Genomic DNA, 12112 nt, shown 5'->3' with positions numbered 1-12112 from the left:
CGCCGTGACCCTGCGCTGACCTACGGGTGAACGGCGGGAGCGGAGTGGTGGTCACCGCTCCCGCCGTCGACACCGACTGACGGGTCAGACCTGCTGCTCGCCCTCGGCGGCGGGGGCCTCGGCGGCCGGCGCCTCCTCGGCGGGGGCCTCGGCCGCGGGGGCCTCGGTGGCCTCGGCGGCGGGGGTCTCGGCCTCGGCGGGCTTCTCGGCCTCGTCGGCCTTCGCCTCGCCGTCCTCGGCCTTGGCCGCGCCGTCGTCGGCCTTCTTCTCGCCCTCGAGCAGGTCGCGCTCCCACGCGGCCAGCGGCTCGCCGGCGGCCTTGTCGCCCTTGCCCTCGGTGGCGACACCGGAGCGGGAGATGAGGCCCTCGGCGACCGCGTCGGCGATCACGCGGGTGAGCAGGGTGACGGAGCGGATCGCGTCGTCGTTGCCCGGGATCTTGTAGTCGACCTCGTCGGGGTCGCAGTTGGTGTCGAGGATGGCGACGACCGGGATGTTGAGCTTCCGGGCCTCGCCGACCGCGATGTGCTCCTTCTTGGTGTCCACGATCCACACGGCGCTGGGCACCTTGGACATCTCGCGGATACCGCCGAGGGTCTTCTCCAGCTTGGCCTTCTCGCGCGAGAGCACGAGAAGCTCCTTCTTGGTCAGACCCGACGCGGCGACGTCCTCGAAGTCGATCTGCTCAAGCTCCTTGAGGCGCTGCAGACGCTTGTAGACGGTCGAGAAGTTGGTGAGCATGCCGCCCAGCCAGCGCTGGTTGACGTAGGGCATGCCGACGCGGGTGGCCTGCTCCGCGATGGCCTCCTGCGCCTGCTTCTTCGTGCCGACGAACATGACCGTGCCGCCGTGGGCGACGGTCTCCTTGACGAACTCGTAGGCGCGGTCGATGTACGACAGCGACTGGAGCAGGTCGATGATGTAGATGCCGTTGCGCTCGGTGAAGATGAAGCGCTTCATCTTCGGGTTCCAGCGACGGGTCTGGTGACCGAAGTGGACGCCGCTTTCCAGCAGCTCCCGCATCGTGACGACGGCCATGGCCGTTCTCCTTGTGTTTCTCGGTTGTGCCGCGGATGCCGGACGGCTTCCGCGCCTGACGCCCGCTGTGCGCCGTGCCACTGAGGACCGAGGGGCGCTGACCCGAGGCTCGACAGGGCCTCGCGCCGGGGCGTGCGAAGTCGACCCGGTCAGCCGGGTCGCCATCAGAAGTGTACGGGACCCGGGGAGCACCGGGTGACGCCGCTGTCCACAACCGGGACGCCGCCCACAGGCACAAGCGGTGACCGGCGCTCTCGCGCGAGGCTTCTCGCATGCGAAGGGGACGAGCGGGGCGAGCGGGGCGGGGTGTGCGGGCGGGTGCGGTGCGGGGGTCCGCGACATGGGGGGCGGGTGGGTGGCCGGTGCCGTTACCCGCCCAGTCCCAGTCCCAGTCCCAGTCCCAGTCCCAGTCCCTGCTCCTGCTTCTGCTTCTGCTCCTGCCTCTGCTCATCGGTGGGGCCGCCGGGTCCGTGGCGTCGCCGCCGGTGCGGGCCGAGACGGTCACGAAGTCCTTCCCGGACCCTTCGGGCCCCTCGGTCCCCGCGGACCCCTCGGTCCCGGCCGTCGCGCGTTCCTGGCCGGTCGCCCCGCACCCCACCGTCGTACGGGGCTGGGCTCCGCCCGCGACGCCGTACCGGCCGGGCCACCGCGGCGTCGACCTCGCGGCCCCGCCCGGCACGCCGGTACGGGCGGTGGCGGCGGGGCGGGTGACGTTCGCCGGCCGGGTGGCGGGGAAGGGCGTCGTCTCGGTGACGGCGGCGGACACCGGCGAACCGCCCCTGCGCACGACCTACGAGCCGGTACGGGCCTCGGTGGAGAAGGGCACGGAGGTGGCCGCGGGCGAGGTGGTCGGCACGGTGGAGGCGGCGGGCTCGCACTGCCCGGCCGGCTGCCTGCACTGGGGCCTGCGCAGAGGCGAGACCTACCTGAACCCGCTGTCCCTGCTGCCGCCGTGGCTCCTGAACCCGCACCGTCCGGTACTGCTGCCGGTCCTGGGGGTCCCGATCCCGGCTGGAGCCGAGGACCGGCGGCCGCCAACCGGGGACTGAAGGGCGAGGACTGAAGAGAGGGGACTGGAGAGGGGGGACTGGAGAGGGGGGACTGGAGAGGGGGGACTGAGGGGCGGGGCCTCCCTCGCGGTGCCCGCGCTCAGCCCCGGACCCCCCGCAGCGCCATGGACACCGCCGCGTCCGTCACCGACGCCGGGTCTTCCGCCACCCCCAGCTCGATCCGGCGTACCGCCGCGTCGACGACGCCCTGGAGCAGCATCGCCGCGAGCCGCGGCTGCTCGTGGCCGATCTCCCCGAGCGCCTCGACGATCATCGCGATCAGTCCGCCGTGCGCCGCCCGGATCTTCTCCCGCGCCCCGGCGTCCAGTTCGCTGGCCGAGATCGCGACCACGGCACGGTGGCGCCGGTCCCCGACCAGTTCGAGCTGCTTGCGCACGTACGCCTCGACCTTGTCCTCCGGCGGGTCCGCCGCGGCCATCGCGGCCTCCACCTCCGCCGCCCAGACGGGGAAGTCGACCGCGCACAGCTCCTCCACGACCGCGGCCCGCGACCGGAAGTACTCGTACACGGACGAGCGCGCGAGACCCGTCCGCTCGGCGAGGGCGGGGAAGGTCAGCGCCTCCGTCCCGCCGTCGGACAGCAGGGAGCGTGCCGCGTCCAGCAGGGCGGCACGCTGCATCGACCGGTGCTCGGCCACGGAGGCCGCTCGAATCCTTGGCACGCCGACCACTGTACGGACGTGCCCCCGCGGACGGGAGACACCGCACCCCCGCCCCGGCCGGCACCCCGCCCCGCCGACCGCCCGGCCACGCACCGTCCGGCCTGGTCAGCGGCCGAATGACGCCAGCTTCGCCCGCAGTTGCAGCACGGACTTGGTGTGGATCTGACTGACCCGGCTCTCGGTCACACCCAGCACGTTGCCGATCTCGGCGAGGGTGAGCCCCTCGTAGTAGTAGAGCGTGACGACGGTCTTCTCCCGCTCCGGCAGGGTGTTGATCGCCCGGGCCAGGAACCGGCGCAGCTCCCGGTCCTCGGCCACCTCCACCGGATCGTCGGCGGCGGTGTCCTCCAGCGTGTCCATCAGGCTGAGGCGGTCCCCGCTCTCCCCGCCGACGTGCAGCAACTCCTCCAGCGCCACCACGTTGGCCAGCGACAACTGGCTGAAGACCGCGTGCAGGTCCTCCACCGCGATGCCCATCTCCCGGGCCACCTCGCCCTCGGACGGGGTGCGCCGCAGCCGGGCCTCCAGCGTCGCGTAGGCACGCTCCACGTTCCGCGCCTTCTGCCGCACCGAGCGCGGGATCCAGTCCAGCGCCCGCAGTTCGTCGATCATGGCGCCCCGGATCCGGGTGATCGCGTACGTCTCGAACTTGATCTCCCGGTCGATGTCGAACTTCTCGATCGCGTCGATCAGCCCGAACACCCCGGACGACACGAAGTCCGCCTGCTCGACGTTGGGCGGCAGCCCCACGCTCACCCGGCCGGCCACGTACTTCACCAGGGGCGAGTAGTGCAGGATGAGCTGTTCCCGCAGCCGCTCGTCCCCCGTCGTCTTGTACGACCGCCACAGCTCGTCGAGCGCCGAGGGAGCGGGAGGCCGCACTCTGCCACCGTCGCGGGCGGCTGGGGGGAGCGCCGCCCGGTCGGGCCCGGAGGTGTGCTGGGGCATGCGTCGCCTTGTGCCGTTCTGCCGTGTTGTCGGGTCGGCCGGGAGGGGGCGGCCCGATGCCTGGTGGGGGTCTGTCCTTGTGGGCTGTCTGTCCGTATGGGGTCTGTCCGCTTGGGGGGTCTTCGTGAGCGTAGCGTGACTGAAGTGTCGCGGTGAGCGAAGAGGGGGGCGTGAGGATGCGCAGATACGTTCCGCTGCACGCCCTGTCGAGTGGTCGGTGATTGCTCTGAGTGATCACCCGGTTGCCCCAACTACGGGAATTCGCAAGGGCGTAGGGGTTCCCCCGGACGGCCGAACACGCTCGGTCAGCAGGGGCCCGCGCGGGCGCGGGACGAGATCATCGCCTGGCGTGTCAACTTCCAGCCGTCGCCGTGTCGTTCGACGTACCCAAGTGCTCGAAGCTCGTACAGCCTCGCGACCGCGTCGTCCGCTGTGGTCTGCGCGCGGCGGGCGATCTCGGCGGGTGGTTCGGCCCCTCGGGCCGGCAGCGCCGCCAGGACCTGCCGGGCGCGGGGTTCGAGCAGGTCGGTGGGGAGCACCGGGCCGTGCCTGGCGGGGGCCAGTTCGCCCATGTCGCCGACCAGCTCGACGATCTCCGCGGCGTCGGTGACGAGTACCGCGTCGCCGCGCAGCAGTTCGTGGACTCCCGCCGACCGGGCGCTGGTGGCCGGGCCGGGGACGCCCATCGTGTGCCGGCCCAGCCGCTGGGCCGCCCGCGCCGTGACCAGCGAGCCGCTGCGGTGGGCGGCCTCGACGACGACCGTGCCGCGGGTGAGCGCGGCGATGACGCGGTTGCGCAGCACGAATCTGCTCGGTGTCGGGTGCTCGCCGGGCGGCAGCTCCCCGGCCACCAGCCCCTGCTCGGCGATCCGCGCGATCAGCCCGGTGTGGCCACGCGGGTAGGGCCGGTCGACGCCGCAGGCGAGGACGGCGGCGGTGGCCCCGCCCGCGCTCAGGGCGCCCCGGTGGGCGGCGCCGTCGACCCCGTAGGCGCCGCCGGAGACCACGACCCAGCCGCGTTCGGCGAGGCCGGCGGCGAGCGTCGCCGCCATGTGCGCCCCGTACTCGGTGCAGGCGCGGGCGCCGACCACCGCGACCGACCGCAGCGCCCACATCCGCAGGCTCGGCCGGCCGCGGACCCACAGCCCCAGTGGCCGGGCGTCGCCGAGGTCGTCGAGCTGCCCGGGCCACTCCGCGTCCCCCGGCGCCACGAACCGCGTGTCCGCCGCCCGCGCCGCCGCCAGGTCCCGGTGCGGGTCGGCCCGCTCGGCCCGGGACCGCAGCCCCGCCCACCGCCGCTCGCTCACGCCCGGCGGGCGCGGCCCGTCCTCGCGCAGCCGCCGGGCCACCTCGGCCGCCCCGTACTCGCGCACCCAGCGCCCGCCCCTCTCGTCACCCGGTTCGAGGACGCGGGTGAGGAAGACCCGGTCCAGGACGCTGCCGGGCGTGGCGCCCTCGGCGCTCATGACAGGGACCCGAGTGCCATGGGTACGCCGCGCGGCACCCCGGTGCGCAGTTGCAGCGCCAGGGCGACGTCGGTGCCGTCCGGGCGGGCGTGGCCGACGAGGTCGGCGACGGTCCAGGCGACGCGCAGCACCCGGTCCAGTCCGCGGGCGGTCAGGACGCCCCGGTCCAGGCTGCGCTCGGCCTCGTCCAGCGCCCCGGGCACCGCGTACCAGCGGCTGCGCAGCTCGCGTCCGGGGATCTCGCTGTTGGTGCGCCACGGGGTGTCCGCCAGCCGGGTCGCGGCCCGTTCCCTGGCCGCCCGCACCCGGTCGGCGACCTCGGCGGTGGACTCGCCGGGCGCCGCGCACGCGGCCAGTTCGGCGCGGGTGACGCGGTCGACCTCGACCCTCAGGTCGACCCGGTCCAGCAGCGGCCCGGACAGTCTCGACCGGTAGCGGCGGATCGCGGAGGGCGGGCATTCGCACAGGTCGTCCTGGCGGGAGAAGCGCCCGCAGGGGCAGGGGTTGGCGGCGAGCACCATCAGGAACCTGGCGGGGAAGCGCACGACACCCGCGCTGCGGGCGATCACGACGTGTCCGTTCTCCAGCGGCTGGCGCAGGGCGTCGAGGGCCTGCCCGCTGAATTCCGGTGTCTCGTCGAGGAACAGCACTCCTCGGTGCGAGAGGGAGACCGCTCCGGGCCGGGCGGTGCCGGCGCCGCCGCCGACGAGGGACTGCATCGTGGCCGAGTGGTGCGGCGCGCAGTAGGGGGCCGTGTCGACCAGGGGCCTGCCGGGCGGCAGCAGGCCCGCCACCGAGTGCACGGCCGTGACCTCCAGCGACTCCTGCCGGGTGAGCCGGGGCAGGATCGCGGGCAGCCGCTCGGCCAGCATGGTCTTGCCGGCGCCGGGCGGGCCTTCGAGGAACAGGTGGTGCCCGCCCGCGGCGGCGACCTCCACGGCCGTGCGGGCGGACATCTGGCCGACGACGTCGGCGAGGTCGTGGCCCTGGTCGTGCGCGGCCGTGCCGTGGATGCCGGTGGCCGCGCCGGTGCCCGGGACCCGCAGGCCGGCCAGGAGCGGGTCCGGGCGGCCCTGCTGGTCAGGTTCCTCCTCGGGCACGGGTTCGTCGGCGAGCACGGCGATGAGCTGGCGCAGGCTGCGTACGCCGAGCACGGAGACCCCGGGCACCAGGGACGCCTCGGCGGCGGCGCTCTCCGGCACCACCACCTGGTCGTAACCGGCGTCGGCCGCGGCCAGCACCGCCGGGAGGATGCCCCGCACCGGCCGCACCCGGCCGTCCAGGCCCAGTTCCCCGATCATCACGATGTCGGCGAGCACCCGGGGGTCGATCCGCTCGGCGGCACCGAGCGTGGCCGCCGCGACGGCGAGGTCGAAACCGCTGCCGCTCTTGGGCACGGAGGCCGGGCTGAGCCCCACCGTGAGTTTCTTCTGCGGCCACTGGGCGCCGGAGTTCACCACCGCCGCCCGCACCCGGTCGCGGCTCTCGGTCAGGCTCTTGTCGGGGAGCCCCACCAGCGTGAACGCGGCGACGCCCGGTTCCAGGTCGGCCTGGACCTCGACGACCACACCCTCCACACCGACCAGTGCGACCGAGCACGTACGCGCGAACCCCATCACGCCACCCCCCGCGCGTGCTCCACGACGGGCGCGCCGCGCCGCGGCAGGAGGACGCCCACGAGGTCGATGCGGACGCCGCCGGGCGGCGCTCCGCCGTGGCTCTGGATCCAGCGCTGGGCGAGGTCGCGCAGCCGCTCCGCCTTGTCGGGGGTGACCCCGGCCATCGGATGTTCGAAGGCCCCGGCGGCGCGGGTCTTCACCTCGCAGACGACCAGGACGTCCCCGTCACGGGCCACGATGTCGATCTCACCGGTCCTGCCGCAGCGCCAGTTGCGCGCGAGGACCGTCATACCGGACTCGGTCAGCCGGCGGGCGGCGAGCGTCTCGCCGTACCTGCCCTTCGCACCGCGTGCGTTCATGTCGGCACCACCTCCGGCGCCAACGATGAGGGCAGAACGAGGACCTGTTGGATCTTGGTGGACAGGCCGACGGCTGTGGAGAACTCCGTCACCCGACCGGACGGCTCAGGTCACCCGGCGGGCAGCTCAGGTCACCCGGCGGGCAGCTCCAGGTCGCTCTTGTTCAGCTCCTCGATGTTCACGTCCTTGAACGTGAGGACCCGTACCTGTTTGACGAACCGGGCCGGCCGGTACATGTCCCACACCCAGGCGTCCGCCATCGACACCTCGAAGAACACCTCGCCCTGGACCGAGTGGACCTGCATCTCGTAGTCGTTGGTGAGGTAGAAACGCCGCTCGGTCTCGATCACGAATTTGAACAGACCGACGACGTCGCGGTACTCCCGGTAGAGCTTCAGCTCCATCTCGGTCTCGTACTTCTCGAGGTCCTCGGCGCTCATGGCATGTTCCCCTTCAGCCGTGCGATCCCCCCATTGTGCGCCAGGGCCGTGAGCACCTAGACGATTTCGGTGTCAAGGGTCACCGGCGCGGCCGGGGGACCTTCGTCGAGCAGCGTACGCAGCAGCTCGGCGAGTCTGGTCGGATACACCGTCTCATGTGCCTGGCCCAGTTCCCGGCACGTCCACCAGCGCGCTCCCGCGACGCTGCGCCGCTCCAGTTCGGTCAGCGCGGTGGCCGCGGTCGCCGTCTGGGCGGTACGGGCCAGGTAGTACCACTCGTCCTGGTCCCAGCGGCGGCCCGCGAACGGGAACGAGCACCGGCGCCGCCACAGCACCGGTCCCAGCTCGACCTCCGTGATGCCGGTCTCCTCCACGAGTTCCCTGCGCGCGGCCTGCTCGCGGGTCTCCGTGCCCTCCACACCACCACCGGGCGTGAACCACCACGCGTCCGCCGGGTCGTCCGGCTCATGGCCGTGCAGCAGCAGGATGCGGTCCTCGGGGTCGAGCAGCACCACCCGGGCGACCTTGCGCAGCCCGCCCGCGTACGTGTCCTCGCCGGCCCGCGTCACCTCAGCGGACACCTGCGGACCCCGCCCGGGCGCGGGAGGCGGCCCGCTTGGCCACGGGGCCGTAGGCGGCGCCCGCGAGGATCAGTACGGTCCCGGCGATCACCATCCAGGTGGCCGCGGGCAGCGGACCGGGCGAGGAGAGGCCGCCGAGCGCCTCGAAGCCGGTGGGGCGTTCCAGCATGCCTTCCATCGGCCAGACCACGGCGTCGACCCGGGCTTCCACCGCTGAGCGGGCCACGGTCCCGCCCGCCGCGTCGGTGAGGTGGGCGGTGGAGTCCAGGGAGGTGCGACGCTCGTCGCCGAGGAGGAACAGCCGCCCCTCGGGGACGGTCACGGTCGGGAATTCGGTACCCTCGGCCGGTTTTCCGCCGGGCAGGTACGGCTCGTCGACGGTCTTGCCGTCGACCTTCAGGTGGCCGTCCTCGCAGCAGGAGACGGTGTCGCCGCCGACCGCGACCACGCGCTTGACCATGGGGGCGTCGCCCCAGGCCGCGTCCTTGAAGACGACCACGTCGCCGCGGCGTACGTCGGCGCCGTCGACGCGTTGGGCCAGCACCCGGTCCCCGGCGTCGATCGTCGGTGTCATCGAGCCGGTCGGCACCGTGTAGGGCAGGTAGGTCACCGCCGCCCAGGCGAAGCCGCCGAGGAACAGCACCATGCCCAGCGCGACGGCCAGCCCGGAGAGTCGTTGCCCGGTCCGGCCCGGCGCCGGACCCGTCCGGGCGCCACCGCTGTGCGGGGCCGTACGCGTCGTGTTCTCGCCACCCATGGGTCGGCACACTACCGGTCGGTACCCGGGCCGGTCAGCCCTTCCGGGCTCCCGGGATCACCGGCCGCACGCGTGGGATCAGCGGGTCCGGGCGGCGCTGACGCGCCGGCGGTGCCAGAGCACGAACGGCACGGCCCCGGCGAAGGCGGCGCCCTGGGGCGCGACGGACAGGACGCCGGCGGCGGCGGACGAGCTGTTCAGATCGGCCTGGTCGAAGGTGTCCGGCACGGGGAGGTTGCTCCAGTGGTTGACCGGCCAGGCGACCACGACGGCCCGTCCGATGACTTCGTCCACCGGCACCATGCCCTGGTTCTTGTCGGCCTGGTTGTACCGGGAGTCGCGGGAGTTCTGCCGGTGGTCGCCCATCACCCACAGGGAGCCCTCGGGGACCTTCACCGTGAACTGGCCGCCCTGGTCGTCGACGCTGCACGGGGTGTTCCCGGCGTAGACGTACGACGTCTCGTCCAGCGCCTTGCCGTTGACCTTGAGCGGGCCGGTGCCCTTGCACTCGACGGTGTCGCCGCCGACGCCGACGACTCGCTTGATCAGGTCCTTCTCCTCGGCGGACGGCATCAGGCCGATCCAGCTCAGGAAGGTCTGCAGGGCGTTGGGGTCGGTGGTCGGCTCGCCGGCCAGCCAGTTGTCGGGGTCGTGGAAGACGACGACCTCTCCGCGTTCCGGCTCGGACCCGAACCAGGGCGTGAGCTTGTCGACCAGGACCCGGTCCCCCATGGTGAGGGTGTTCTGCATCGACGCCGACGGGATCGAGAACGCCTGCACCAGGAACGTCTTGATCAGCAGCGCGAGCACCAGCGCGATGCCGATCAGGATGGGCAGCTCCTTCCAGAAGGAGCGCTGCCCGCGGGCCGGCCGGGATGCCGGAGGCGGGGTGCCGCCCGGTCCCTGGTCGCCGGGGCCCTGGTCACCAGGGCCCCGGGGCCCGTCCGTCACCGCGCCTCCACCCGCCGCCGGGAGGTCGCTCCGGGGCGCCGGAGCGCTGCCCGCGGCCGGGCCGGCCGCTCCCAGGGGGCGTCCCCGGTCCTCCTCGCCGTCGTGACCGGACCGTGCGCCGACCGCCACATCCCCCACGCCAACTCCTCACTCCGTGCCGCCGCCTGCCCCACATGCGGCGCAGGCCCACCACTCCCATAACGAGCGGGAGTTCCGCAGGGGTCGGGAGCTGGATCAGGTTCGAATCTTCGAGGGCCACACTATGCGACGACGCGGAGGCCGCGGTCGACCCGGGAGCCGCGTCGGTGACGGACGCGTAGGTGCCCGGCTCCTCCAGAGTGCTCCAGTGGCCGAACGGCCAGGCGATCACCAGGGCGCGGCCGACCACCTCGTCCTCGGAGACGGTGCCGAGGTCGCTGTCCTGGTGGAAGCGGGAATCGGCGGAGTTGGCCCGGTGGTCGCCCATCACCCACAGCCGCCCTCGGGGGACGGTGACGTCGAAACGCGTGTTGGAGGGCGCGTTGCCCGGAAAGAGGTACTCCTCCTGGAGGGGCACGCCGTTGACGGTGATCCGGCCCTGGGCGTCGCAGCACTTGACGTGGTCGCCGCCGATGCCCACGACCCGCTTGATCAGGTCCTGCTCGTCGTCGGAGGGCAGCAGACCGATGAAGGTGAGTCCCTCCTTGACCTGCTTGACGACGACGGGATCGTCCGGCTGCGTGGTCTGCTCGCCCTGGAGCCAGCCGCCGGGGTCGCGGAAGACGACGACGTCCCCGCGGGCCGGCTTCGAACCGAACCACGGGGTGAGCTTGTCCACCAGGACCCGGTCGCCGATCCGGATCGTCTGCTCCATGGAGCCGGACGGGATGACGAACGCCTGCACCAGGAAGGTCTTGAGCACCAGGGCTATCACCACGGCGACGCCGATCAGGAGAGGTATCTCCTTGACCGCGCTGTGCCTGCGGCGCCGCTTGACCTTGCGCTGGAGCTTGCGGCGCTCCGCCCGGGAGCGGCCGGTGCCGGCCGGGCCGCGCGCCCGCCGGGAGCCGGTGGGCAGCAGGTTCTCCGCGGGGCCGGCGGCCGTACCGCGGGGCTTGCCGCGGTTACCCATCGGCCCCGCCGGCGGCGGGCACGCGCGCGTAGGCGCCGGGGCGGTCCAGGCCGGTGGCGTGGCCGAAGGGCCAGACGATCCAGCCGGCCCGGCCGATCACGTCGTCCAGCGGCACCATGCCGCCGCCCGGGGAGCCCAGGTGGTCGCGGGAGTCGCTGGAGTCGCCGCGGTGGTCGCCGAGCACGAACAGTCTGCCGTCGGGCACCACGACGTCGAAGCGGACCGTGGAGGGGCTGTCCCCGGGGTACAGGAACGCCGACTCGTCGACCGGCCGGTCGTTCACCACGATGCCCCCCTCCTTGTCGCAGCAGACCACATGGTCTCCGCCCACACCGACCACGCGTTTGATGTAGTCACCGTGCCCGAAGGTGCCGGTGCCGTCGAAGACGACGATGTCGCCCCGCTGCGGTTCGGCACCGAAACGGTACGCCAACTTGTTTACGAGAACGCGGTCGCCGATCCTCAACGCCCGCTCCATCGACCCGCTGGGGATGTGGAACGGCTGCAGCACGAAGGTGGAGAGCAGCAGCAGGAAGAGCAGGAGGACCAGCAGGGTCAGGGTGATCCGGCCGCCGGGTGTCGACTCGGGGATGGTCGCCGCCCACGCGAAACGCGACCGTCCCTCCCGGGGCTCCGGAGCCGAGGAGGTGTCCTCGGGTCCGGAGGGGCGGGAGGAGCGGTCGCGCTCCCTGTGCTGTGCTTCGGTGTCCATCGGGGCCAGATGCTATCCGGCCCCGGCGGGGATACCGGAGGGCGCTCAGTTGTCGCGCTTCTCCTTGATCTTCGCGGCCTTGCCGCGCAGCTCGCGCAGGTAGTACAGCTTCGCGCGGCGGACGTCACCGCGGGTGACCAGCTCGATCTTCTCGACGATCGGGGTGTGCACCGGGAAGGTGCGCTCCACGCCGACGGAGAAGGAGACCTTGCGGACCGTGAAGGTCTCGCGCACGCCGGAACCCTGGCGGCGGATCACGACGCCCTTGAACTGCTGCACACGGGAGCGGTTGCCCTCGATGACGCGGACGTGGACGTTGACCGTGTCACCCGGGCGGAAGGCCGGGACGTCGGTGCGCAGCGACGCGGCGTCGACGGAGTCGAGCAGGTGAGACATTTC

Annotated in this window: 14 protein-coding genes; 1 reads left to right on the top strand and 13 read right to left on the bottom strand. The window is 72.9% G+C overall.

Annotated features, from left to right (window positions below):
• Positions 1–84 precede the first annotated feature (84 nt).
• Positions 85–1038 carry a 30S ribosomal protein S2 gene (rpsB, locus tag ABEB00_RS20775; protein WP_345621414.1) on the bottom strand — a complete coding sequence of 318 codons (954 nt, stop codon included), beginning with the start codon at positions 1036–1038 and terminating at the stop codon, positions 85–87.
• Between the two features lie 470 nt (positions 1039–1508).
• Between rpsB and ABEB00_RS20770 the strand changes: the two genes are divergently transcribed.
• Positions 1509–2087, top strand: a complete 579-nt coding sequence (locus ABEB00_RS20770; RefSeq protein WP_425586540.1) for a M23 family metallopeptidase — start codon at positions 1509–1511, stop codon at positions 2085–2087.
• Between the two features lie 100 nt (positions 2088–2187).
• Here ABEB00_RS20770 and ABEB00_RS20765 read toward each other — a convergent pair whose 3' ends face one another.
• The 12 genes from ABEB00_RS20765 to rplS form a co-directional block, all read right to left on the bottom strand.
• The gene (locus ABEB00_RS20765) at positions 2188–2745 is read right to left on the bottom strand and encodes a TetR/AcrR family transcriptional regulator (RefSeq protein WP_345621522.1); all 558 of its coding nucleotides are present in this window, start codon (positions 2743–2745) and stop codon (positions 2188–2190) included.
• Between the two features lie 129 nt (positions 2746–2874).
• Positions 2875–3717: an RNA polymerase sigma factor WhiG gene (gene whiG / locus ABEB00_RS20760; protein ID WP_345621412.1), complete on the bottom strand. Its 843-nt coding sequence runs from the start codon at positions 3715–3717 to the stop codon at positions 2875–2877.
• Between the two features lie 305 nt (positions 3718–4022).
• The gene (gene dprA, locus ABEB00_RS20755; RefSeq protein WP_345621411.1) at positions 4023–5183 is read right to left on the bottom strand and encodes a DNA-processing protein DprA; all 1161 of its coding nucleotides are present in this window, start codon (positions 5181–5183) and stop codon (positions 4023–4025) included.
• Positions 5180–6799, bottom strand: a complete 1620-nt coding sequence (locus tag ABEB00_RS20750) for a YifB family Mg chelatase-like AAA ATPase (protein ID WP_345621409.1) — start codon at positions 6797–6799, stop codon at positions 5180–5182. The genes dprA and ABEB00_RS20750 overlap by 4 nt, the downstream gene beginning before the upstream one ends.
• Entirely contained in the window at positions 6799–7161 is a 363-nt protein-coding gene (locus ABEB00_RS20745; protein WP_345621408.1) for a YraN family protein, read from the bottom strand. Before ABEB00_RS20745 ends, ABEB00_RS20750 begins: the two co-directional genes overlap by 1 nt.
• A 131-nt stretch (positions 7162–7292) precedes the next feature.
• The gene (locus ABEB00_RS20740; RefSeq protein WP_345621407.1) at positions 7293–7601 is read right to left on the bottom strand and encodes a DUF2469 domain-containing protein; all 309 of its coding nucleotides are present in this window, start codon (positions 7599–7601) and stop codon (positions 7293–7295) included.
• 56 nt (positions 7602–7657) lie between these two features.
• A complete protein-coding gene (locus ABEB00_RS20735; protein ID WP_345621405.1) occupies positions 7658–8182 on the bottom strand; it encodes an NUDIX hydrolase in 525 nt (174 codons plus the stop codon).
• Positions 8172–8939 carry a signal peptidase I gene (gene lepB, locus ABEB00_RS20730; RefSeq protein WP_345621404.1) on the bottom strand — a complete coding sequence of 256 codons (768 nt, stop codon included), beginning with the start codon at positions 8937–8939 and terminating at the stop codon, positions 8172–8174. Before lepB (ABEB00_RS20730) ends, ABEB00_RS20735 begins: the two co-directional genes overlap by 11 nt.
• A gap of 78 nt (positions 8940–9017) precedes the next feature.
• Positions 9018–9965, bottom strand: a complete 948-nt coding sequence (gene lepB, locus ABEB00_RS20725) for a signal peptidase I (protein WP_345621521.1) — start codon at positions 9963–9965, stop codon at positions 9018–9020.
• On the bottom strand, positions 9862–11001 hold the full coding sequence (gene lepB, locus ABEB00_RS20720) for a signal peptidase I (RefSeq protein ID WP_345621403.1): 1140 nt from the start codon (positions 10999–11001) through the stop codon (positions 9862–9864). The genes lepB (ABEB00_RS20725) and lepB (ABEB00_RS20720) overlap by 104 nt, the downstream gene beginning before the upstream one ends.
• Positions 10994–11713 (bottom strand): signal peptidase I, encoded by a 720-nt coding sequence (gene lepB, locus ABEB00_RS20715; protein ID WP_345621401.1) that lies wholly within the window; start codon positions 11711–11713, stop codon positions 10994–10996. Before lepB (ABEB00_RS20715) ends, lepB (ABEB00_RS20720) begins: the two co-directional genes overlap by 8 nt.
• A gap of 45 nt (positions 11714–11758) precedes the next feature.
• The gene (gene rplS, locus ABEB00_RS20710) at positions 11759–12109 is read right to left on the bottom strand and encodes a 50S ribosomal protein L19 (RefSeq protein WP_008409401.1); all 351 of its coding nucleotides are present in this window, start codon (positions 12107–12109) and stop codon (positions 11759–11761) included.
• Positions 12110–12112 lie beyond the last annotated feature (3 nt).

It is taken from the genome of Streptomyces ziwulingensis, from assembly GCF_039542605.1.
In the GTDB taxonomy this organism is placed as follows: Bacteria; Actinomycetota; Actinomycetes; order Streptomycetales; family Streptomycetaceae; genus Streptomyces; species Streptomyces ziwulingensis.
Note: the sequence above shows the minus strand (reverse complement) of the source record. Positions and strands in the feature narration are given on the sequence as shown.

Coding starts and splice junctions, on each gene's coding strand:
- lepB (WP_345621403.1), bottom strand. CDS start 11,001: ATGGGTAACCGCGGCAAGCCCCGCGGTACGGCCGCCGGCCCCGCGGAG.
- whiG (WP_345621412.1), bottom strand. CDS start 3,717: ATGCCCCAGCACACCTCCGGGCCCGACCGGGCGGCGCTCCCCCCAGCC.
- rpsB (WP_345621414.1), bottom strand. CDS start 1,038: ATGGCCGTCGTCACGATGCGGGAGCTGCTGGAAAGCGGCGTCCACTTC.
- dprA (WP_345621411.1), bottom strand. CDS start 5,183: ATGAGCGCCGAGGGCGCCACGCCCGGCAGCGTCCTGGACCGGGTCTTC.
- ABEB00_RS20740 (WP_345621407.1), bottom strand. CDS start 7,601: ATGAGCGCCGAGGACCTCGAGAAGTACGAGACCGAGATGGAGCTGAAG.
- lepB (WP_345621401.1), bottom strand. CDS start 11,713: ATGGACACCGAAGCACAGCACAGGGAGCGCGACCGCTCCTCCCGCCCC.
- ABEB00_RS20745 (WP_345621408.1), bottom strand. CDS start 7,161: ATGAACGCACGCGGTGCGAAGGGCAGGTACGGCGAGACGCTCGCCGCC.
- ABEB00_RS20750 (WP_345621409.1), bottom strand. CDS start 6,799: ATGGGGTTCGCGCGTACGTGCTCGGTCGCACTGGTCGGTGTGGAGGGT.
- lepB (WP_345621404.1), bottom strand. CDS start 8,939: ATGGGTGGCGAGAACACGACGCGTACGGCCCCGCACAGCGGTGGCGCC.
- rplS (WP_008409401.1), bottom strand. CDS start 12,109: ATGTCTCACCTGCTCGACTCCGTCGACGCCGCGTCGCTGCGCACCGAC.